19 protein-coding genes and 1 pseudogene are annotated in these 20,215 nt (G+C 59.4%); 13 read left to right on the top strand and 7 right to left on the bottom strand.

Going from position 1 to position 20,215, the window contains the following annotated elements; translation table 11 throughout:
* Nucleotides 1–33: 33 nt before the first annotated feature.
* The 3 genes from I6G90_RS16345 to I6G90_RS16335 are packed head-to-tail and all read left to right on the top strand — an operon-like array spanning nucleotide 34 to nucleotide 3,441.
* Nucleotides 34–756: a response regulator gene (locus I6G90_RS16345; RefSeq protein WP_005339475.1), complete on the top strand. Its 723-nt coding sequence runs from the start codon at nucleotides 34–36 to the stop codon at nucleotides 754–756.
* The gene (locus I6G90_RS16340) at nucleotides 753–2,198 is read left to right on the top strand and encodes an ATP-binding protein (protein ID WP_042060719.1); all 1,446 of its coding nucleotides are present in this window, start codon (nucleotides 753–755) and stop codon (nucleotides 2,196–2,198) included. Before I6G90_RS16345 ends, I6G90_RS16340 begins: the two co-directional genes overlap by 4 nt.
* A gap of 4 nt (nucleotides 2,199–2,202) precedes the next feature.
* Nucleotides 2,203–3,441, top strand: coding sequence for an ABC transporter substrate-binding protein (locus I6G90_RS16335; protein ID WP_197928337.1), 1,239 nt, complete (start codon nucleotides 2,203–2,205; stop codon nucleotides 3,439–3,441).
* A gap of 75 nt (nucleotides 3,442–3,516) precedes the next feature.
* Here I6G90_RS16335 and I6G90_RS16330 read toward each other — a convergent pair whose 3' ends face one another.
* Nucleotides 3,517–3,708, bottom strand: coding sequence for a hypothetical protein (locus tag I6G90_RS16330; protein ID WP_005339471.1), 192 nt, complete (start codon nucleotides 3,706–3,708; stop codon nucleotides 3,517–3,519).
* Between the two features lie 169 nt (nucleotides 3,709–3,877).
* Between I6G90_RS16330 and tusA the strand changes: the two genes are divergently transcribed.
* From tusA to I6G90_RS16315, 3 genes and pseudogenes are all read left to right on the top strand, one after another.
* Nucleotides 3,878–4,123, top strand: coding sequence for a sulfurtransferase TusA (gene tusA, locus I6G90_RS16325; RefSeq protein ID WP_005342448.1), 246 nt, complete (start codon nucleotides 3,878–3,880; stop codon nucleotides 4,121–4,123).
* A gap of 21 nt (nucleotides 4,124–4,144) precedes the next feature.
* Nucleotides 4,145–4,492: a RidA family protein gene (locus I6G90_RS16320; RefSeq protein WP_075111870.1), complete on the top strand. Its 348-nt coding sequence runs from the start codon at nucleotides 4,145–4,147 to the stop codon at nucleotides 4,490–4,492.
* 28 nt (nucleotides 4,493–4,520) lie between these two features.
* Nucleotides 4,521–4,610, top strand: a pseudogene (locus tag I6G90_RS16315) (endoribonuclease L-PSP); the annotation flags it as partial.
* A gap of 144 nt (nucleotides 4,611–4,754) precedes the next feature.
* Here the strand turns inward: I6G90_RS16315 and I6G90_RS16310 are convergent.
* A complete protein-coding gene (locus I6G90_RS16310) occupies nucleotides 4,755–5,411 on the bottom strand; it encodes an OmpA family lipoprotein (RefSeq protein ID WP_197928335.1) in 657 nt (218 codons plus the stop codon).
* 251 nt (nucleotides 5,412–5,662) lie between these two features.
* Between I6G90_RS16310 and I6G90_RS16305 the strand changes: the two genes are divergently transcribed.
* Nucleotides 5,663–7,699, top strand: a complete 2,037-nt coding sequence (locus tag I6G90_RS16305) for a bacteriohemerythrin (protein WP_197928333.1) — start codon at nucleotides 5,663–5,665, stop codon at nucleotides 7,697–7,699.
* Between the two features lie 114 nt (nucleotides 7,700–7,813).
* On the opposite strand, the gene I6G90_RS16300 is transcribed toward I6G90_RS16305, so the two are convergent.
* Nucleotides 7,814–8,152 (bottom strand): hypothetical protein, encoded by a 339-nt coding sequence (locus I6G90_RS16300; RefSeq protein WP_042060731.1) that lies wholly within the window; start codon nucleotides 8,150–8,152, stop codon nucleotides 7,814–7,816.
* Between the two features lie 78 nt (nucleotides 8,153–8,230).
* Nucleotides 8,231–8,818 carry a DNA-3-methyladenine glycosylase I gene (locus I6G90_RS16295; RefSeq protein ID WP_042656833.1) on the bottom strand — a complete coding sequence of 196 codons (588 nt, stop codon included), beginning with the start codon at nucleotides 8,816–8,818 and terminating at the stop codon, nucleotides 8,231–8,233.
* 222 nt (nucleotides 8,819–9,040) lie between these two features.
* On the opposite strand from I6G90_RS16295, the gene glyQ reads away from it, so the two are divergent.
* From glyQ to I6G90_RS16270, 5 genes are all read left to right on the top strand, one after another.
* Nucleotides 9,041–9,964: a glycine--tRNA ligase subunit alpha gene (gene glyQ / locus I6G90_RS16290; RefSeq protein WP_016348984.1), complete on the top strand. Its 924-nt coding sequence runs from the start codon at nucleotides 9,041–9,043 to the stop codon at nucleotides 9,962–9,964.
* 9 nt (nucleotides 9,965–9,973) lie between these two features.
* Nucleotides 9,974–12,043 carry a glycine--tRNA ligase subunit beta gene (gene glyS, locus I6G90_RS16285; protein WP_197928331.1) on the top strand — a complete coding sequence of 690 codons (2,070 nt, stop codon included), beginning with the start codon at nucleotides 9,974–9,976 and terminating at the stop codon, nucleotides 12,041–12,043.
* 107 nt (nucleotides 12,044–12,150) lie between these two features.
* Nucleotides 12,151–12,789, top strand: a complete 639-nt coding sequence (locus I6G90_RS16280; protein WP_197928329.1) for a hypothetical protein — start codon at nucleotides 12,151–12,153, stop codon at nucleotides 12,787–12,789.
* A 76-nt stretch (nucleotides 12,790–12,865) separates the two neighbouring features.
* A complete protein-coding gene (locus tag I6G90_RS16275; protein ID WP_197928327.1) occupies nucleotides 12,866–13,717 on the top strand; it encodes an AbaSI family restriction endonuclease in 852 nt (283 codons plus the stop codon).
* 245 nt (nucleotides 13,718–13,962) lie between these two features.
* Complete coding sequence (locus I6G90_RS16270) at nucleotides 13,963–14,727, top strand: EAL domain-containing protein (RefSeq protein WP_197928325.1); 765 nt, start codon at nucleotides 13,963–13,965, stop codon at nucleotides 14,725–14,727.
* Nucleotides 14,728–14,841: 114 nt separating this feature from the next.
* Here the strand turns inward: I6G90_RS16270 and I6G90_RS16265 are convergent, their stop codons facing one another.
* Nucleotides 14,842–16,386 carry an ADP-ribosyltransferase gene (locus tag I6G90_RS16265; protein WP_197928323.1) on the bottom strand — a complete coding sequence of 515 codons (1,545 nt, stop codon included), beginning with the start codon at nucleotides 16,384–16,386 and terminating at the stop codon, nucleotides 14,842–14,844.
* Between the two features lie 198 nt (nucleotides 16,387–16,584).
* Here I6G90_RS16265 and I6G90_RS16260 point away from each other — a divergent pair, with 198 nt between their 5' ends.
* Nucleotides 16,585–16,941 carry a CesT family type III secretion system chaperone gene (locus tag I6G90_RS16260; protein ID WP_042060845.1) on the top strand — a complete coding sequence of 119 codons (357 nt, stop codon included), beginning with the start codon at nucleotides 16,585–16,587 and terminating at the stop codon, nucleotides 16,939–16,941.
* Between the two features lie 7 nt (nucleotides 16,942–16,948).
* Here I6G90_RS16260 and I6G90_RS16255 read toward each other — a convergent pair whose 3' ends face one another.
* A complete protein-coding gene (locus I6G90_RS16255; protein ID WP_197928321.1) occupies nucleotides 16,949–17,809 on the bottom strand; it encodes a hypothetical protein in 861 nt (286 codons plus the stop codon).
* A gap of 36 nt (nucleotides 17,810–17,845) precedes the next feature.
* Nucleotides 17,846–20,110, bottom strand: a complete 2,265-nt coding sequence (locus tag I6G90_RS16250) for a methyl-accepting chemotaxis protein (protein WP_197928319.1) — start codon at nucleotides 20,108–20,110, stop codon at nucleotides 17,846–17,848.
* Nucleotides 20,111–20,215 lie beyond the last annotated feature (105 nt).

Below are 20,215 nucleotides of genomic sequence, written 5' to 3'. Positions count from 1 at the left end.
TCTGCACAAAAAAATGGGTGGATGCACATACATATGTCAATGAGCAAACAACTGCTGATCGTCGATGACGACCAAGAGATCCGCGAGCTGCTCAATGAGTACCTGACCCGGGCGGGCTTTCAGGTATTGACGGCGGCGGAGGGCAACGAGATGCGCCAGCAACTCGCCCAGCACAGCCCGGACCTGATTATTCTGGACATCATGATGCCCGGCGAGGACGGTTTTACCCTCTGCCAGCAGATCCGTCGTGACTCCCAGGTGCCCATCATCATGCTGACCGCCGCCTCCGACGAAGCGGATCGGGTGATCGGCCTGGAACTGGGTGCCGACGACTATATCGCCAAGCCGTTCAGCCCCCGTGAACTGCAGGCCCGCATCAAAGCACTGCTGCGCCGCGCCGAATTCCGCCAGCCGGAAAAAGAGAAAGAGCCGAGCCGCCGCCTGCGTTTTGCCGAGTGGACCCTCGACACCCTGAGCCACCAGCTGACCCATGACGATGGCAGCCTGCTGGATCTCTCCGGCAGCGACGCCATGCTGCTCGGCATGTTCCTGCAACAGCCCGGCGTGGTGCTGGATCGGGACACCATCTCGGATGCCACCCGCGGCCGCGAAAGCCTGCCGATGGAGCGCGGCATCGACGTGCAGATCAGTCGGCTGCGCCAGAAGCTGGGCGACAACGGCAAGAGCCCGCGCATCATCAAGACCATTCGCGGTAGCGGCTACATGCTGATTGCCGAGGTGCACGAACTGCCATGAGCAACAAGTGGTCCTGGGGGGCGCTGGTACCCCGCTCCCTGCTGTCACGGATGATCCTGCTGCTGTTGCTGGCCATCCTGCTCTCCCAGACCATTCTGACCGGCATCTGGATGCAGCAGATCCAGAAGCGGGAGCTGGAGGGCATGATCAGCACCACCCGCAACCTGGCGCTCTCCGCTGCTTCCACCGTCAATTTCTTCAAATCCCTGCCGCTGCAGTATCGCCATATCGCGCTGGACCAGCTGCGCAACATGGGTGGCAGCCGCTTCTTCGTTTCGCTCAACGAGGAAGAGATCCACATCAACGCCATCCCCGAGAGCGAGCGCAAGACGCTGGTGCTGCAGGAGGTGCAGGGGGTGCTGACCCGCAAGCTCTCCGATGCCATGGCGATCAAGGTGGACTTCTCCCGGCCCGACGACCTCCACGTCTTCAACAACGACACCTTGCTGGCGGATCTCCCCTCCTCCTGGGCCCGCTACACCCTGTCGCTGGAACCGCTCAACCCGCCGGTGCTGGTGACCCAGATCGAAATTGAAAAGGGGGAGTGGCTCTATCTGGCGGCCCTGCTGCCCGCCCCCTACATGACCCTCGACGATACCGTGATGCCGAGCAATCAGGTGCGCTTTATCGCCCTGATGACGGTGTTCCTCTGCTTCTTCACCTTTATGCTGGTGCGCTGGCAGACCCGTCCGCTGCGTCGGCTCGCCAAGGCGGCGGTCAACCTCGGCAAGGATATCGACCAGCCCTCGCTGAAAGAGGAAGGGGCATCGGAAATCGTGGCGGCCACCCGCGCCTTCAACATCATGCAGCACCGCATTCGCCGTTATATCGACGATAGGGAGCGGCTGTTCAGCTCCATCTCCCACGACCTCAAGACCCCCATCACCCGGCTGCGACTGCGGGTCGAACTGCTCGACGACGAGGTGCAGATCGGCAAATTCAACAAGGATCTCGACGAGCTGGAGCTGATGGTCAAAGGGGCGCTGCAGACGGTGAAAGAGACCGACATCCACGAGAACATCGAGGAGATCGACATCAACGCCCTGCTGGAGCAGATGGCGGAGTCGATGAACCTGCACGACGAGCGGCTGACCATCGAAGGCCACTGCAAGTGGCCCTATCGCGGCAAGCTGCTGGCGCTCAAGCGCTGCATCGGCAATCTGGTGGACAACGGCATCAAGTACGGCCAGAAGGTGCGCATCATCATCATGGATGACGAGGAGATGCTGATCCTCTTTATCATGGATGAGGGCCCCGGCCTGCCGGATGACCAGTTCGAGCGCATCTTCGAGCCCTATTACCGGCTCAGCACCGATCAGGCGGGCACCGGCCTCGGCCTTGGCATCGCCCGCAACATTGCCCACGCCCACGGCGGCGATCTGGTGCTGGAAAACCGTCCGCAAGGTGGCCTGCAGGCCACGCTCTCCCTACCAAGGCAGTAACCTTATGAAGTGGTTGTCTTTTTCTGTCATCGCCCTGCTATCACTACCGGCGTGCGCCTCTCAGGTGGAGGTGCTGCACTGGTGGACCTCCGGCGGTGAAGCCAAGGCCGTGGAGGTACTCAAATCCGAGTGGACCGAACAGGGCAACCAGTGGAACGACTTCGCGGTACAGGGCGGCGGTGGCAAAAGCGCCATGACGGTATTGAAGAGCCGGGCACTGGCAGCCAACCCGCCGGAGGCGGCCCACCTCAAGGGCTATGAACTCAAGGAGTGGGCCGGGCTCGGTTTTCTGCGCGATCTCAGCCCGATGGCCGAACACCTCGGCTGGTACGCCAAAATGCCCCCCATGGTGCGGGCCACCCTCAGCCAGAGTGACGCCCTGATGGCGGTACCGACCGGCATTCACCGGGTCAACTGGTTGTGGCTCAACCGCAAGGTGTTCGAGCAGCAGAAGCTGACTCCGCCCACCGACTGGGCCCATTTCGTCACCATCGCCGACCAGCTTAAAAAACGGGGTATCACCCCGCTCGCCATCGGCAACGAGCCCTGGCAGCTGGCGGTGTTGTTTGAAACGGTGGCGCTCGGTGAGGGCGGCAAGGAGTTCTACCGCAAGGCGTTCCTCGAACAGGACAGCGCCACCCTGACCGGCCCCGACATGGTGCGGGTGCTGACCCGCTTCCAGCAGTTGCGCGCCTATGTGCCACAAAAATATGCCGGTCTGAAGTGGCATCAGGCCACCAATCTGCTGGAGAGCGGTGGCGCCGCCATGCAGGTGATGGGTGACTGGGTGAAGGGGGAGCTGAGCGCGGGCAACTACCGGCCGGGTGAGGATATCGCCTGCCTGCCGAGCCCGGGCAGTGCCGGACTGTTCAGCTACAACCTCGACTCCATCGCCATGTTCAAGCAGCGGGATCCGGCCCAGCTACAGGCCCAGGGCGAACTGGCCCAGCTGCTGATGACGCCGACATTCCAGGCAGAGTTCAACCGGGTGAAGGGCTCGATCCCGGCGCTGACCCACCCCGACATGAGCAAGTTCGACCGCTGCGCCGTGCGCTCCTATCAGGATTTCCTGCTGGCGGAAAAGCAGGACAACCTGCTGCCCAGCATGGCGGAGGGGATGGCGACGCCGACCAATATGCGTCAGGCGATCATGGATGTGCTGAGCAACTACTTCAACGACCCCAAAGCAAACCCGCAGCAGACGGCGCTGCATCTGGAGCGGGCGATGCGCTCGACCCGCTGATCCGGGTAAATGGCTGATCGGCAGAAATGACAAAGGCGGAATTGCTCCGCCTTTGTTGTTGAATCGTCATCCGGTTCAGGATTGATCGTTTTCGTCCTCATCCTCGTCATAGTAATCGCTGAGCTCGATCCAGAGCCCCAACCCGACCATCACCATGGAGCCGAACCAGGTACCGGTGTTCCCGATCGGGCTGCCCATCACTATCATGGCGAAGGACAAGAACCCCATGCCTGCATAGGCTTGTAATCTGCCGTAGGAGACCTGCATATTCACCTCCTTGTTGAATATGGTTCAATTTTTATATTACTCGTCCGGCGCAAGCTGGATAGGGCCGAATAACATTTTGGTTACATATGCTGGTTAATGGGTCGTTTGTTTGATTATTTTTTAGCCCTGAGTATCATTAGCAGCCGAATAGGTTGAAGGTTGATAATAGATGAGTGATTTATTCTGCGATGCAACCCATGAGTTGGATGCAATCGGGCTTCGTTGCCCGGAACCCGTTATGATGGTTCGCAAGAAAGTGCGGCTGATGGCGGATGGCGAGACCCTGCTGGTCAGCGCCGACGATCCTTCAACCACCCGCGACATCCCCAGTTTCTGCCGCTTTATGGATCACACCCTGGTCGCCAGCGAGACAGAGCAGGCCCCCTACCGCTATCTGATCCGCAAGGGTCAATAAGCCCCCGTACCGGAGCACTCCATGACAACCATTACCCGAATCGGCACCACCCAGCGTTGGTCAGACGTGGTCATCCACAATGGCACCCTCTACGTGGTGGAAGTGCCCGTCAGCGAAGAGGCTGACATCCACCAGCAGACCCGCGAAGTGCTGGCGAGCCTGCAACGCCTGCTGGAAGCCAACGGCTCCGGCGTCGACAAGATCCTGATGGCCAACATCTATCTCAAAGACATTCAGGACATCGCAGCCTTCAACGAGCAGTGGGATGCCTGGATCCCGGCTGGCACAGCCCCCGTGCGAGCCTGCGTACAGGCCCGCCTCGCCCACGACGGTTACAAGGTGGAAGTGCAGCTCACTGCCGCTGTCTAAGCAAAACGGGATGCCTGGCTCCCCTGATGCCGACACCGCACCGGTTCGCGCCTGCGTCCAAGCCCGCCTCGCCCACGACGGTTACAAGGTGGAAGTGCAGCTGACTGCAGCTGTCTAAGAGGCGGTTATCCCCCTCATCCCCGCCCCTTCTCCCGCAAGGGGAGAAGGGAGCAAAAAACAAGGCGCCATTGCTCGCCACGGCTCCAATAGAAAGGCCCCGCCATCACTGGCGGGGCCTTTTCGTTACCAAAACCTGAACGACTTAGGCAGTCGGAGTCAGGGTAATGGTCACGCGACGGTTCTGGGCTTTGCCAGCCGCGGTGCTGTTGGAGGCGATCGGCTGATCCGGGCCTACACCTGTGGTGGAGATACGGCTGCCAGCGACACCCTGACCAATCAGCTGGGCGGCAACGGCATCGGCACGGTCGCGGGAAAGCTTCATATTCAGATCGCGGGAACCGCTGCTGTCGGTGTGACCGACCACGTTCAGGCGGGTCTTGTCGAACTCGGCAACCACCATGGCCACACCGGAGAGGGTGTTGGCACCGGCCGCTTTCAGCTGGGCGCTGGAGCTGTCGAAGGTGACGTTGTTCGGCATATTGAGGATCAGCTGGTCGCCATTGCGGGTGACGCTGACGCCGGTGCCTTGCAGCTTCTCGCGCAGCTTGGCTTCCTGCACATCCATGTAGTAACCGATACCGCCGCCCAGCGCCGCACCTGCCGCTACGCCAGTCAGGATCCCCTTCTTGCGGTCACCCTTGCTGGAGGACATGGCACCGATTGCCGCGCCGGTTGCGGCACCGGCCAGCGAACCCCAGACCGCCTTGGAGGTCTGCTGCTCACCGGTGTACGGGTTGGTAGTACAGCCACTCAGGGCTACGGCCAGCGCAACGGCTGGAACAAGTGTCTTGAAATGCATGAAAAAACCTCTGAAAAAAACCGACTCTAAACCGGAGAGCCGCATTCTACCCCAGAGGAGTGCCAAGGTGTGACGTCAGGATACGGGTTACGCCCTCTTCTGACAGATAGCCGTCATTCGGCCAAACCGCCCAAGTTATCAGCCAGCACAAAAGCCCCGTACGAAACCAAAACAATCAGAAACAGCAGGCCGCAATGTGACGCCGTTGACTACTATTGAAGGTACTATCAACAGCTCTCAGAGATCTTTCCATGCCTGCTCTGCTTCATAACCTCTCGATCCGGCGTCTGTTGCTGGGAGCGAGTCTCGTCATTCTCCTCACCATGGTACTTGGGGGTATTTGGCGCAGCACTCTGACTGATCGGCTCGGGCAACTGCCTGAGCAGTTGATCACCAGCGCCAACCACCAAATTGCCCTGCAGGAGCTGCGCTATCACACTACTCAGGTGCAGCAATTTCTCACTGATGCGGCCGTATCTGGCGAACAGGACTCCATCGGCGAGGCGGAACAGCACGCTCAGGCCGCCCGCCAACTGCTGGATACCCTGCCACAACTGCAAAATACCCTCTCCCCCCTGCTTACCAAGCAACTCGATATTGGCAAGCGGATGGTCGATGCCTATCTGAAAGGGGGGCGTGAGGCAGGCAACCTGTTGATGAAGCAGCCAGGCGAGGGGTTTGATGCGATAACCGATACCATCGCCAGCCAGGTGGAGGGGGCGCTGGATCAGCAACATCAGCAGTTAATGCAACAAGAAACGAAGATCGAAGACCAAAGCAAAGCGTTGCAAAGCCAGGATCTGCTACTGCTGGTCACCAGCCTGACCATTATTTTGCTGATGCTGCTGTTTATTTATCTCAAAACGGTGCGCCCATTGCAGCATCTGATGACCCAACTGGTCGAGCTGGCCAACCACAGCCACAACCTCACCTTCCGCCTGCATAATCAGGGACAGGACGAATTCGCCTACCTCGCCACGGTTTTCAACCGCTTCCTCGACAATATCGACAGCCTGATCGGCTCGGTGCAGCAGGTCTCTCACAAGACCCACGACAAGATGGCGCTGCTGATGAACCATTCCGGCAGCACCCTGAGCAGCATGCAGCGGGCGCAGCAAAGTACCGACATGCTGGCGACCGCCATCAACGAAATGACCGCCACCGTCCACAACATCGAACACAATACCGAGCAAGCCAGTCAGGATACCCTGCTCACCCAGCAGCAGGCCCACGATGGCCAGCAGCAGGTGAGTCAAACCATCGCCCTGATCCGTCAGGTAGCCAACCATATCGAGCAATCCGCCGGTGAAGTAACCCAGCTGGATCAGGAGAGCAGCCAGATCGGCAACATACTGCAGGTGATCAGCACCATCTCGGAACAGACCAACCTGCTGGCACTCAACGCCGCCATCGAAGCCGCCCGGGCTGGCGAACAGGGACGCGGTTTTGCAGTGGTCGCCGATGAGGTTCGCCAGCTGGCAACCCGCACCCAGGCGGCCACCGTCGATATCCAGAAGCGGATCGAAGCGTTGCAGAACAACACCCGCCATGCCGTCAGCACCATGCACACCACTCGCAACGTCAGCGAACAGGCGGTCAATCAGGCCGCTGGCACCGGCGAAACACTGAATGCCATTGTCTCGGCCATTACCCGGGTCGCCGACATGAATGGCCAGATCGCCACGGCAGCCGAGCAACAGGCTCAGGTCGCGGAAGAGACCAATCGCAACGTCATGCAGGTTGCCAATATTGCTCGTGAATGCCTCGAGTTGGCCCGCGAGAGTCGGGCCCACACGCGCGACCTGAACCAGTCCAATGAGGAGATCAGCCTGATCAGCGACCAGTTCGAGGTGAGCCAGCAGCAATCAACGGGCCATGAACACGACCTGCTGCGCTGGAACGAGACATTCATGGTGGGTGTGGCGAGCGTGGATCGTCAGCATCAGGGCCTGTTCGATGCGATGAACCGCTTCTACCACGCGGTCAGTGATAACAGTCCGGCGCAGGTGCGCAAACAGCGGCTGGACGAGCTGCTCAAGCTGGCGATTCAGCACTTTGCCGACGAGGAGCGCAGTATGGAACAGGCGCGCTACCCCGAGCTGCAACGCCACAAACAGGAGCATGCCAGGCTGCTGGCCGAGCTGGGCAACCTGATCCGCCGCGAAGATGGCGACGAACAGGATCTCAACATGGAGATGATCATCTTCCTCAAGAGCTGGCTGCTCAACCATATCCTGAAGGTGGACAAGCAATACAGCGAGTGCATGGTAAAGGCGGGAGTTGCGTAAGCCGCCACCCGGCGACCAGATGCAAAAAGGCTCCCGTTTTCGGGAGCCTTTTTCTTGTCACACTGTTTGGCTGCCAGCGGTTGGCCAGATCGGGCCACCGCCATGAAGCGAGGATCAGCGGCGGCGGATATCCCGCGCATCTTCCCGCACATCCTGCTTGAACTGGCGCTTGTCCTGACGGCAGTCGACGTTGTTCAGGTACTCTTCCTGACGGCAATCCTGCTTCATGTCGCGAGCCTGCGGGCGGCCATCCTGACGCACATCGCGGGCATCCTGACGGGCGTCCTGATGACCGGTGTAGCTATCCTGACGAACATCCCGAGCGTCGCTGCGGGCATCCTGACGAATGTCGCGCGCCTCTTTGACCGCCAGGGCAGGCAGTGAGGTCAGCAGGGTGGCGCAAGCCAGGATCAGGGCGCGGCAGGCGCGTCCGCGAACAGTGATGAAAGACATGAATGACTCCTTGATTGGGGAGCGCAATTCTGAACGGCCATCACTGTATCCCGACTGAACCGGATACCACAAAGGGGCTCAATCCGGCTTCTTTTGCTGCTCTTTTTGGCACTCGGCGTGGCAAGGACAGCTGACCAGATGATCGTTCACCATCCCCACCGCCTGCATAAAGGCGTAACAGATGGTGCTGCCCACGAAGTTGAAACCGAGCTTTTTGAGCGCTTTCGACATGGCATCCGACTCCGGCGACGTGGCCGGAATATCGCCGTTGCCCTGCCGCTGGTTGACGATGGGGGCACCGCCGACAAAGCCCCACAAGTAATCGGCAAAATCGATCCCTTGCTCCTGCAACGCCAGATAGGCGCGGGCATTTCTGATGATCGACTGTACCTTGAGCCGGTTGCGGATGATGCCGCTGTCCTGCATCAACCGCTCTACATCCTGCTCGTCGAACTGCACGATGCGGTGCGGATCGAAGTCGGCATAGGCGCGGTAGTAGCTCTCGGTACGCTTCAGGATGGTGATCCACGACAGCCCCGCCTGCTGGCCGTCGAGGCAGAGCTTGGCAAACAGTTCGCGGGGGTCATAGACCGGCCTGCCCCACTGTTTGTCATGGTATTCAATGTATTCCGGGTCTTTGGTCACCCAGGCGCAGCGCAGTTCCATTTTCTCTCCCTTATGATTTCAGCGGCTTCCCCGACCCTGCCCACTCGGCTGGCGGCATCGCTCACATCCTGTACCGGACATCCCGCCCGACCAGCCAGGGCGCAGTGCCATCCCGTGAATCCGCTGCAATTTCGCCTATTATCCGACCATGCCAGACGGTATACTCCCTCGGTTCACATTCAGCAAATCTTGCTCTGATTTTCACTTCGCGCGAAAAAAATTATGCAAAAATTCGATGTCAAAACCTTTCAGGGCCTGATCCTGCAGCTGCAGGACTATTGGTCCCGCCAGGGCTGTACCATCATTCAGCCGCTGGATATGGAAGTGGGTGCCGGTACTTCCCACCCCATGACCTGTCTGCGTGCCCTGGGCCCGGAGCCCATCGCCTGCGCCTACGTGCAACCGTCCCGCCGTCCGACCGACGGCCGCTACGGTGAAAACCCGAACCGCCTGCAGCACTACTACCAGTTCCAGGTGATCATCAAGCCTTCCCCCGACAACATTCAGGAACTCTATCTGGGCTCCCTGAAAGAGCTGGGCATGGATCCTGAAATCCATGACATCCGCTTCGTGGAAGACAACTGGGAAAACCCGACACTGGGTGCCTGGGGTCTGGGTTGGGAAGTGTGGCTGAACGGCATGGAAGTGACCCAGTTCACCTACTTCCAGCAAGTTGGCGGCCTCGAGTGCAAGCCGGTCACCGGCGAGATCACCTACGGTCTCGAGCGGCTGGCCATGTACATTCAGGGCGTAGACAGCGTCTACGATCTGGTCTGGTCTGACGGCCCGCTGGGCAAGACCACCTACGGCGACGTGTTCCACCAGAACGAAGTGGAGCAATCCACCTACAACTTCGAACACGCCGATGTGGAGTTCCTGTTCCACTGCTTCGAGCAGTACGAGAAGGAAGCCCAGCACCTGCTGGCACTGGAAAAACCGCTGCCGCTGCCTGCCTACGAGCGCATCCTCAAAGCCGCTCACTCCTTCAACCTGCTGGATGCCCGCAAGGCCATCTCGGTCACCGAGCGTCAGCGCTACATTCTGCGCATTCGCACCCTGACCAAGGCCGTGGCAGAGGCATACTACGCCTCCCGCGAAGCGCTGGGCTTCCCTATGTGTCAGCGCAGTGAGAACAAGCAAGGTTAAGGAACGGACATGGCACAACATACATTTCTGGTAGAGATCGGTACTGCTGAGCTGCCGCCCAAAGCCCTGCGCTCCCTGGCCGAAGCCTTTGCCGACAACCTCAAAAGCGAACTGACCAAGGCCGATCTGGCCTTCGGCGACGTCGAGTGGTTTGCCTCACCGCGCCGTCTGGCCCTCAAGGTGAGCGAGCTGGCTGGCGAGCAGCCGAGCAAGAGCGTCGAGAAGCGCGGCCCGGCCGTAGCGCAGGCGTTCGATGCCGAAGGCAAGCCGACCAAGGCTGCCGAAGGCTGGGCCCGTGGCAACGGCATCACCGTTGAACAGGCCGAGCGTCTGGTCACCGACAAGGGTGAGTGGCTGGTTCACACCGCCAAGGTCGAAGGCCGTCCGGCCAAAGATCTGCTGGGCGAGCTGGTTAGCCAGGCGCTGGCCAAGCTGCCGATCCCGAAAATGATGCGCTGGGGTGACAAGACCATCCAGTTCGTGCGTCCGGTGTTCACCGTGACCCTGCTGCTGGATGGGGATCTGGTGCCCGCTCACATTCTGGGTATCGACTCTGCCCGCACCATCCGCGGTCACCGCTTTATGGGCGAGAGCGAATTCATCATCGACAACGCCAGCCAGTACCCGCAGATCCTGCAGGAGCGCGGCATGGTGATTGCCGATTTCATGGCGCGCAAGGCCAAGATCAAGGCTGACGCCGAAGCGGCCGCTGCCGCCTTCGGTGGCGTGGCCGATCTGGACGACGCCCTGCTGGAAGAGGTCACTGCACTGGTCGAGTGGCCGGTGGTGCTGACCGCCAACTTCGAAGAGAAGTTCCTGGCCGTTCCCGCTGAAGCGCTGGTGCACACCATGAAGGGTGACCAGAAGTACTTCCCGGTCTACGACAAGAACGGCAAGCTGCTGCCGAAGTTCATCTTCGTCACCAACATCGAGTCCAAAGACCCGAGCCAGATCATCAGCGGCAACGAGAAGGTGGTTCGCCCCCGTCTCTCAGACGCCGAGTTCTTCTTCAAGACCGACCTCAAGCAGACCCTGGCCTCCCGCCTGCCGCGCCTTGAAACCGTGCTGTTCCAGCAACAGCTGGGCACCGTCAAGGCCAAGGTCGAGCGCATCGAGACCGTCGCCGGCTTTATCGCCGAGCGTATTGGCGCCGATGTCACTCAGGCCAAGCGTGCCGGTCTGCTCTCCAAGTGTGACCTGATGACCAACATGGTCGGCGAGTTCACCGACACCCAGGGTGTCATGGGGATGCACTACGCCCGTCACGATGGCGAAGACGAAGCAGTAGCCGTGGCCCTCAACGAGCAGTACATGCCGCGCTTTGCCGGTGATGCCCTGCCGTCCGGTCTGGTTGCCTGCGCCGTCGCGCTGGCCGACAAGTTCGACACTCTGGCCGGTATCTTCGGCATCGGCATGCTGCCGAAGGGTGACAAGGACCCGTTCGCCCTGCGCCGCGCCGCCATCGGTGCCCTGCGCATCATGACCGAGAAGCAGCTGGATCTGGATCTGGTTGAACTGGTTGAAGAAGCGGTACGCGTCTACGGCGACAAGCTGACCAACAAAACCGTCGTTACCGACGTGGTCGACTTTATGCTGGGCCGCTTCCGTGCCGCCTATCAGGACGAAGGCATCGGTGCCGACGTGGTGCTGGCCGTACTGGCCCGCCGCCCGACCCGTCCGCTCGACTTCGATCGTCGCGTCAAGGCCGTCAGCCACTTCCGCACTCTGGATGCCGCACTGGCACTGGCTGCCGCCAACAAGCGCGTGAGCAACATTCTGGCCAAGGTCGAAGGCGAGTTGCCGACTGCCGTCAAACCGGAACTGCTGGTCGATGCCGCCGAGAAGGCGCTGGCCACCCAGGTTGCCGAACTGCAAGCCGAACTGGCTCCGCTGTTCGCTGCCGGTGACTATCAGGCTGCCCTCACCCGTCTGGCCGCCCTGCGCGAGCCGGTCGACACCTTCTTCAACGAAGTGATGGTGATGGCTGACGATGAGGCCCTCAAGGCCAACCGTCTGGCACTGCTGAACAACCTGCGCAACCTGTTCCTGCAAGTCGCGGATATCTCGCTGCTGCAGTGATCTGAGTTGGGTTGAGTGATATTAAAAACGGCGCCACGAGGCGCCGTTTTTTATTTATATAGCACCATCACATCTATATAGTTAATTAAAAATTCATGGGGGCACATATGGTCAAGTTATCTTCAGAATTAATGAGCCTTTTCAAAATCACAAATTATGATGTTTCTATATATTTAGAAAACAACACTGGATTTTATGGTTTACATGAATCGAGAATAAGCAGCTTACTTTTATCACAATTAACAGATGCGATAAAAAACAGAAAATTCAGCTCTTTTGTGGTTACTGATTTAATGCAGGCGATTGACGGTGTAAACCATCGACATGCCGCAGAAAACAGATTCAAACATCCTCCATTGCAAGGGTTTTATAAATCCCATTTTATAACCCCCGCATTTATCATGAAAAATCTAATAAATGAATGGGGGCTGAATTTTGAAAACAGCAAAAAATTTGATACCCTGTGCAAAAAGATAATTGCGGAAGAGGAAACAAATCCATCAAAGCATGGATGGCAAGATCGATTCGCCCATGAGTTTTTCATTGAAGGCTATAAAAACAGAGCCAATAAGAACAACCTTACTGGTGAATGGTTGATTTATGCAAAGTATAAAGGGATGAATATTTTTCTATGCTTGGCATCTCACTCTTCTAACACTCAAGACGACTTTTTAATATATAAAACCATGAAGCACTTCTGTGCCAAAGAATTTCCGTTTCTATTTAATCTAAAACACCTAACCTAGCTTAATCAACCCTTCTGTAAAGTTGCATTTCAAGCTATAATTATGCATATCAATACAATTAAGTGAAGGCTGTGAAATGGGTAAACTGGATTTTATTTCCTGGCAACTGGAGAGAACTAGAGGGAAACGATTTGAGAATTATGTTATAACTCGAATTTGGCATCTGCTAGATGATTTAGAAATAAAAATCATCACTCAACAATATGTAGCAAGACCATATGGTAGAGCGTTGACAGACCTATACTTTCCTCAATTATCACTACATATTGAAGTCGATGAGCCTCACCATTTGACGCAGGTTGAGCATGATCGGCTAAGAGAAAATGATATTATTAATGCCACTGGACATCAGATTATCAGAATTGACACTTCAAAAGGAATTGACAAGCTACACGAGGACATTGAGCAGGCTGTGCTTCTAATCAGAAAAATGAAACAGCAGAAATCCAACTTTATTAAATGGGACCTATACATGGAACAATCATCCAAGACATATATAGAACGCGGTTATATTGACTTAAGTGATGATGTAGCCTTCGATAAAATAGTGAGCGCAGTAAACTGCTTCGGTCATAACTATGCAGGATGGCAACGAGGAGGAGCCTCTCACGGGATAGAAGAAAATACTATCATTTGGTTTCCCAAGTTATTTCCAAACGGAGATTGGGAAAATAATATATCTGATGATGAAACCACTATTTACGAGAAGAATGTCGATAATGAAAAAGCTAAAGCTCACATATTAAAAACAATTGACGATGGGATCCACACCAGAATTGTATTTGCGAAAGTAAAAGATAGTTTTGGCAAGACAAAATATAGATTTAAAGGAAAATACGTTCTTAATATAGAACAAACCAACTTCACAACGGGCTTGGTTTGGGAACGTATCGCAAGCAGGGTCAAGACATATAAACCCAAAGACTGAAAGGTTGAACGAAGTCATCCTTTCCCTCCGGTCTCCCCACGTTGGGTCAGATACTATCCGTATCCAACGAAAAATGCAGCCCGCCGAATTTTCCCCTCCAGCTGGCCGACGCTGTTGCACGGTAACAACCGCAATCAAAGCTTCTCGTTCGTCCGATTACGCTTCGCTAATCGAACCTACAGGGGGGTGATGAGCTGTTATCATTTGAGACAGTGCCCAGCGCCGCCACGCCCAAGAGGAAAGTCATGGATATACCTGCCGCCCCGTCCCCCGCCATCTGCCAGCAGTGTCAGGAGAAAGCAGATCTCGACTTCGACTTCACCATGGCTTTTCAGCCCATCGTCGATTGCAGCCAGCGCACCATATTCGGCTATGAGGCGCTGGTGCGGGGGATCAACAACGAACCGGCGCAGAACGTGATTGCCCGGGTCAACGACGACAACCGCTACCGTTTCGACCAGCTGTGCCGCATCAAGGCCATCGCGCTGGCGGCCCGACTCGGGATGAAGGGGATGCTGAGCATCAATTTTCTGCCAAACGCGGTCTACCGCCCGGAGCGCTGCATCCGCACCACCCTGCAGGCGGCCCGTGAGCACAACTTCCCCATCGAGCAGATCATGTTCGAGCTGACCGAGGTGGAGCAGTTGCTGGATAACCAGCATATTCGCGGCATCGTCGATCACTATCAGGCCCTTGGCTTCAAGACGGCGATGGATGACTTTGGCGCAGGTTACTCGGGCCTCAACCTGCTGGCCGATTTTCTGCCAGATATCATCAAGCTCGATATGCATCTGCTGCGCGGCATCGACCAGGACCCGACCCGGCAAGCCATCGTGCGCCACTGTCTGGCGCTGTTTGCGGAGCTGAAGATCACCCCGCTGGCGGAGGGGATCGAGACCCGCGAAGAGATGGCCTGCCTGCGGGAGATGGGTATCAGCCTGATGCAGGGCTACCTGTTCGCCCGTCCCGGCTTCGAAACCCTGCCCGAGGTGGATTTCGCCAGCCTTTGAGCCATCGCAGCCTGCACTGAGCCCCCGCCCCCCCGCCAGAATAAAAAACGGACACCCGAGGGTGTCCGTTTTCGTGCCATCCGGCCTTGCCCGGAGGGGCGGCTTGCAGGCGGTTTACAGATAGCGGTCATCGACGCCGATGTGGGCCAGCGCAGCCAGTTCGAGCGGCGTCAGCTGATCGGCAGAATCAATCTGGGACGCATCACTGTGAGCTGACAGGGGCAGCGCGAGGTGCTCCTTGATCTGGTCGATCAGGGTGCTCACCACAGTGCCCATACGGGTCAACCGGGAGGTCAACACGGCCTCCGGGACCGTGTCGGCAAAGGGCGAGACCAGTTCAACCGCTAGATCACAGATGCCCCGCACCCGATCACCAAAAGCCCCTTCCAGCTGTTGCAGCACTTGCCGCGCTTCGCTGGCGCCGAGACGCGCCACCGCCGCCTTCATGTTGTCACCATCAAAGCGCTGCCGCGCCCCGGCATCGAGCCGATCTTCCGGCTTGCCAGCGGTATGGTCAGCCCAGGCCTGATCCCCCTGACTGGCAAACTGCATCAGGCCGCCCAGCACCAGTCGCTGGTTGGGGCGCGCCGAGGCGAGGCTGTCGAGAGCATGGCCAAGGGAAGCCCCCTTGGCATCGCTGCCGCTGGCCAGCGAGAGCGCCAGTGTGCGCAGGGTTTGCAGATCGCCACGGGTCTGCAATTTGGCCATGTGGGAGCCATTGATGGAGCCATCGGCAATGTGCTGATGCAGGGCGTTGAGATCGCTGCTGCTCAGGGTCACTGTCGTCGAGGTTTGATCCCGCAGCAGGTAGCTGGCCTGATAGCTGATGAGATCCAGCGCCAGCTTGTAGCCGGTGGCTGGAGTCTGCCGCGTCATGGCGACCTGCTCGCGGGCCACACCTTTGCTCTCACCCCGTTGGACCGGCGCCGCATCAGCAGCCGTGGTCGCGCTTTGCGCCGGTTCACCAGCAATTTCGGCCTTTACGGCGCGCTGCAGGTCGGCTACTTCACCCATCGCGGTGTGCAGCTGGCTCATCGCCTCCTGCAACAGTTTGGGGGTGGCGTTAGCGAGCAGCTCGGTCACCTTGCCCCCCACCGTACCCCACTGCTGGAGCGGGATACCAGCGATGGGGCGTTCAAGTAACCCGGCTGCAGCGGTCTGACTCTCCTGCCGCATGGAACCATCCCGGATCCCGATCAGGGAGGTCGCCAGTGAGCGCAGGGCACCATTGCCGGTCGCCAGACGGGTATGATCCTGCCCCAATTGTTCGGCATTGATATTGTTCAGCTCGCTGGCCTTGTCGAGCCCGCCCAGGGTGAAAGGCAATGCCTGTTGCAGCAGCAACCGTTTTTGGTCAGCCAGCGAGAGGTTGTCTGTCACAGGAGTCTGTTGCGCCTTCGGCGCAGCGGCATGCTTGTCCGTCCCCAGCAGGTTGCCGATCCACTCTTTCAGGGCCACAAACGGGCGAGCCAGCTGGGCCCCCAGTCGCGAGAGCAGCCCCTGCCCTTTCTGCGGTTCGCTGCGGCTGCCCAGCAGGATCGCATCTTGTCCGGTGGCGACCTGACGCGCCTCCAGCTGGCCCATCCGGCCAACCCCGGTGGTGGCATCACTGTGGTGAGCGACGGCCTGCAAGCCGCCGGTGTGTGTTTGAATCTGCATGATGATTGTCTTCTTGTGATGTTTCGCCGCCAGTCTAGGAGAGGCCATCAACAGGGACTATCGGGATTGGTCGCGATTTTTGTACTGAGCGCGGCGCGCTATCTCGCTGACCGGAAAGCTAAAAAAAGAGAGCCACCATTAACAGTGCCGCGAGCGGCGACCTGCTCTAATGGCGCCATCACCAATCTGGAGCCATCAATGAACTCTCTTTATCACGCCGCCATCCACCAGCTGTTTCTCTCCCTCTCGCTGCCTGCGCCGCAGCAGGAGGAGAGCGTCACCAGCCTGCAGATCGGCGAACTGACCTGCCATTTGACCGAACACCCGGCCAACTATCTGCTGATGTTTACCCGCCTCGACGCGGCCACCAGCGCCCAGGCTGCCGCCCAGAACCTGTTTAGTCAGGACCCGTGCAAGCCGGTGCTGGGGTTCGATGCCGAGAGCCTGACGCCGGTGCTGTGGAGTCGCCAGCCGTTGCAGCAGCTGGATCGCGCCCAGATCCACCACCAGCTGGAGCAGCTGGTGCACGCCGCCAGCGAGATCAACAAAGGCTGATTTCCCGCTAGATGCGGGTGCTGGTCGCGCGACGGACCAGCAGCGGGGTTTCGCCGCTGATGCGGGCCACGTCGCGCTTGAGCTGGTCAACCCGCGCCGGATCCTGTTCGCATAGATAGAGGAAGTAGTGGGGCTCGCCATCCCGGTTCTTTTGCACCGCCTCGAAGGTGACGTTCTGCTGGCGCGCCCAGCGCCGCCACTTCTCGACGTTGTTCACCTGCTTGTAGACGCCGATCTTGAGCTTGGCCGGTCGCTCGTGGCGGGCGACCACCGGCTGCGGGATGGTGGTTTCCCGCGCTGGAAAGGCCAGATCCATGGAGTAAACCACCTCGGGCTGGTCAATATCGGCAACGCCAATCTCCACCAGCGGCTGCGCACCGCTGGCCACGAGCGGCTGCGCACCGCTGGCCACGAGCGGCGTCACTGCAATATGGGAACGGGCAATAAAGACGAACGAGGCGACCAGCGCCAGACAGACACAGAACAGGGCGCCGACTAGCATATTGCGAGCGCGTGGCACGGATGGCAGCGCAACCGGCACCACCACGATCGGCGCTGCAGGCGTCACGGTAGCGGCCAAGCGGGATGGCGGGATGGACGGCTCGGCAGGCACAGCGGGTTGCACGGTTGGCGCCGGGGTCTCTGCCGCCGACGGCGCATGCTCGCCCTCGTCAGGCTGCGGTTGCGGGATCTGGCGCTCGGGGAGGGACAGCAGGGATTTGTTGGTCGGTTTCACGCTCTCGGTTCCAAATTCGGCAGCTGGCGCAGGGGGCCAGCTCGGGGCGGCGGCATTATCGGCGAGCCCCCTTGTACCGGAGCTTAAGCGGTGACGGCTTTTGCGCGGCACAGCATGAAAAAGGGCTGACATCGCTGTCAGCCCTTTGGCTATCCGGCCCGCGCATGACTAGCGTGCGGGCTTGGTCATCTCCTGCAACAGCTGATCGATGTAGCCCACCACCTGCCCGGAGTTCTGTTCGATCTCGCGGTAGAGGGCCTCTGCCGCCTCGTGCTTGTGCTGGTTTTTCAACTCGATGACCTGCTGGATCACCTGATGCAGTCTGGCGTGGGGAGTGGCGATCGCCTTGAAGGCTGGGTGCGAACTGCAACAGGATGCCCCCTCGCTGAAATACCAGCGGCCGAGGCGGCACTCCTTGTCACTGACCGCCTCGCTGCGCGACAGCCCCTCCTGCCCATCCAGATAGGCGCGCACCCGGGTCTTCCAGCCCATGTGGGCGGCGCGGGCGCGGGTCAGCACCATCCTTACGTTGGAGCCATCCTGGAACTGCCCGGCCAGATCCCCCAGTTTGTCCACCAGGGTCGCCACATGGGTGGCAATCTGGGCGGTATCCCGCGCCACCAGCGTGGTGGCCTGGGAGATCTCGTGGACGCTGACGATATTGCGGGTGATCTCGTCGCTCACCGAGGATTGCTCCTCGGAGGCGGCGGCGATCTGGGTGTTCATATCGCGAATGCTGTTGACCGCTCCCTTGATCCGGCTGAGGGCGTCCCCCGCCTGATTGGCCCGCTCCACCGACTCCCCCGCCCGCGAGACGCTGTGCTCGATCATGGTCACAGTAGTGCCCACCGCCCGTTGCAACTGCTCGATGGTGCCGCGGATCTCGGCGGTGGAGTGCTGGGTACGGCCCGCCAGTGAGCGCACCTCGTCGGCCACCACCGCAAAACCGCGCCCCTGCTCACCGGCCCGGGCCGCCTCGATGGCGGCGTTGAGGGCCAGCAGGTTGGTCTGCTCGGCGATGGACTGGATCACCGCCAGCACCGAGCCAATCTGCTCGCTGGCTCTGGCGACCTCTTTCACCGTGTCGCCCGCGCTGGCGATTTCCGCGGCCAGCTGTTCGATCATGCTGACGCTCTGCTGCACCACCTCATCGCCGGTGACCGCCTGATTGTCTGCCTCGCTGGCCGCTTCGGCCGCTTGCACCGTGTTGTGGGCCACCTCATGCACCGTGCTGGTCATCTCGGTCATGGCGGTGGCGAGCTGGGTAGTCTGCTCCTGCTGGCGCGTCATGCTGCCAAGGTTGCCCGCCGCACTGCGCGATAGCCGCTCGCTCTCGCCAGCCAGTTCGCCCAGCGTGGCGGTGAGCTGGCTCATGGTGTCGCGGATCTTGCCGACGAAGGCATTGAACGCCGTGCCGAGGCGGCGGATCTCTTCCGACCCGGTCACCGGCAGCTTGCTGCCGAGATCGCCGGAACCATTGGCCAGCGCCTCCAGCGCCTTGACGCTCTCCAGCAGCGGGCGGTTAAGGCGGCCCAACAGCCACACCAGTGCCACCGCAATCAGGGCGGTGCCGAGCAGCGCAATCATCACCATCTGCCAGCTCTGGCGCGCCAGCGCGGCGACGACCTCACTGTGATCCCGCGCCAGCTCGATCACCCCGACCGCCTTGCCGGAGAAGTCGCGCAGCGGCGCCGCCATCACCAGAAAACCGCTCCCCTGCTGCTTGATGGTGGCGAAGCGACTCTCACCCGCCAGCACCCCCTGATACCAGTCCGCCGATTCGCCGAGCATGGCGGTACCGGTCAGCAGCACGGGTTTGCCCTGTTCAAACAGATAGATGGCCAGCCGACTGTCCTTGCCCAGCAGATCGGCAAACAGCGAGGCATCGAGGGCGCGGCCAAACTCCACCGAGCCAACCGGCTGACCGTTGAAGGTGACCGGCACCACGCCACGGATCCCGGTGCCACCCTGACCGGTCTCCAGCCCACCGACCGGTTGATGATTGCGGTTCACCTCGACCACCGCCAGCCGGGTGGTGGAGAGGTCGTCGCCATGGCTTGCGGGCTTGTGTACCCGATAAAGGGAGGTAGCCGGGGGAACGTGGAAGTGAAACTGCTGGATCCCCTGCGCCTTGAGGGCAGGCCAGAGCGGGTCGAACAGGCTGGCGAGGGCCTGCCAATCCTGGTCGGCCACCGCCCTGGCCGCATCCGGCCGCTGGGCGATCAGGGTCGCCGCCAGCACGGTTTCATGGCTGGCATTGCGGATCACCGATTCGATATTTTGCAGCTCTGTTTGCAGTGCGCCCTGTTCGGCCGTCACCGCCCGCTGGCGGTTTTCAAACAGGTTGAAGGTAAGCAGGACTACGGCGAGCAATACGATGCCGCTGATTGCCAGCAGCGTGATCTGGTGACCCAGCTTGCGAGGGGGGAACATAAGACACCATCCTTGACAGTCATATCCAACTTACAGGATGGAACGGATAAGGTGGGAGTCCATCAGAACTCGTTTGTTTGTTGATATTGATCAAACGATTAACAG

Origin of the sequence: Aeromonas allosaccharophila, from assembly GCF_016026615.1 — a bacterium.
Classification (GTDB): domain Bacteria; phylum Pseudomonadota; class Gammaproteobacteria; order Enterobacterales; family Aeromonadaceae; genus Aeromonas; species Aeromonas allosaccharophila.
The sequence above is the reverse complement of the archived record's forward strand: the minus strand, read 5'-3'. Positions and strand labels throughout refer to the sequence as shown.

What these genes read in the sequence shown, in the direction of transcription:
- I6G90_RS16310 (WP_197928335.1), bottom strand. Translation starts at nt 5,411, where the DNA reads ATGCATTTCAAGACACTTGTTCCAGCCGTTGCGCTGGCCGTAGCCCTG.
- I6G90_RS16260 (WP_042060845.1), top strand. Translation starts at nt 16,585, where the DNA reads ATGAACTCTCTTTATCACGCCGCCATCCACCAGCTGTTTCTCTCCCTC.
- I6G90_RS16330 (WP_005339471.1), bottom strand. Translation starts at nt 3,708, where the DNA reads ATGCAGGTCTCCTACGGCAGATTACAAGCCTATGCAGGCATGGGGTTC.
- I6G90_RS16255 (WP_197928321.1), bottom strand. Translation starts at nt 17,809, where the DNA reads ATGTCAGCCCTTTTTCATGCTGTGCCGCGCAAAAGCCGTCACCGCTTA.
- glyQ (WP_016348984.1), top strand. Translation starts at nt 9,041, where the DNA reads ATGCAAAAATTCGATGTCAAAACCTTTCAGGGCCTGATCCTGCAGCTG.
- I6G90_RS16250 (WP_197928319.1), bottom strand. Translation starts at nt 20,110, where the DNA reads ATGTTCCCCCCTCGCAAGCTGGGTCACCAGATCACGCTGCTGGCAATC.
- I6G90_RS16295 (WP_042656833.1), bottom strand. Translation starts at nt 8,818, where the DNA reads ATGGAACTGCGCTGCGCCTGGGTGACCAAAGACCCGGAATACATTGAA.
- I6G90_RS16305 (WP_197928333.1), top strand. Translation starts at nt 5,663, where the DNA reads ATGCCTGCTCTGCTTCATAACCTCTCGATCCGGCGTCTGTTGCTGGGA.
- I6G90_RS16270 (WP_197928325.1), top strand. Translation starts at nt 13,963, where the DNA reads ATGGATATACCTGCCGCCCCGTCCCCCGCCATCTGCCAGCAGTGTCAG.
- I6G90_RS16335 (WP_197928337.1), top strand. Translation starts at nt 2,203, where the DNA reads ATGAAGTGGTTGTCTTTTTCTGTCATCGCCCTGCTATCACTACCGGCG.
- I6G90_RS16300 (WP_042060731.1), bottom strand. Translation starts at nt 8,152, where the DNA reads ATGTCTTTCATCACTGTTCGCGGACGCGCCTGCCGCGCCCTGATCCTG.
- I6G90_RS16280 (WP_197928329.1), top strand. Translation starts at nt 12,151, where the DNA reads ATGGTCAAGTTATCTTCAGAATTAATGAGCCTTTTCAAAATCACAAAT.
- I6G90_RS16265 (WP_197928323.1), bottom strand. Translation starts at nt 16,386, where the DNA reads ATGCAGATTCAAACACACACCGGCGGCTTGCAGGCCGTCGCTCACCAC.
- I6G90_RS16345 (WP_005339475.1), top strand. Translation starts at nt 34, where the DNA reads ATGTCAATGAGCAAACAACTGCTGATCGTCGATGACGACCAAGAGATC.
- tusA (WP_005342448.1), top strand. Translation starts at nt 3,878, where the DNA reads ATGAGTGATTTATTCTGCGATGCAACCCATGAGTTGGATGCAATCGGG.
- I6G90_RS16275 (WP_197928327.1), top strand. Translation starts at nt 12,866, where the DNA reads ATGGGTAAACTGGATTTTATTTCCTGGCAACTGGAGAGAACTAGAGGG.
- glyS (WP_197928331.1), top strand. Translation starts at nt 9,974, where the DNA reads ATGGCACAACATACATTTCTGGTAGAGATCGGTACTGCTGAGCTGCCG.
- I6G90_RS16320 (WP_075111870.1), top strand. Translation starts at nt 4,145, where the DNA reads ATGACAACCATTACCCGAATCGGCACCACCCAGCGTTGGTCAGACGTG.
- I6G90_RS16340 (WP_042060719.1), top strand. Translation starts at nt 753, where the DNA reads ATGAGCAACAAGTGGTCCTGGGGGGCGCTGGTACCCCGCTCCCTGCTG.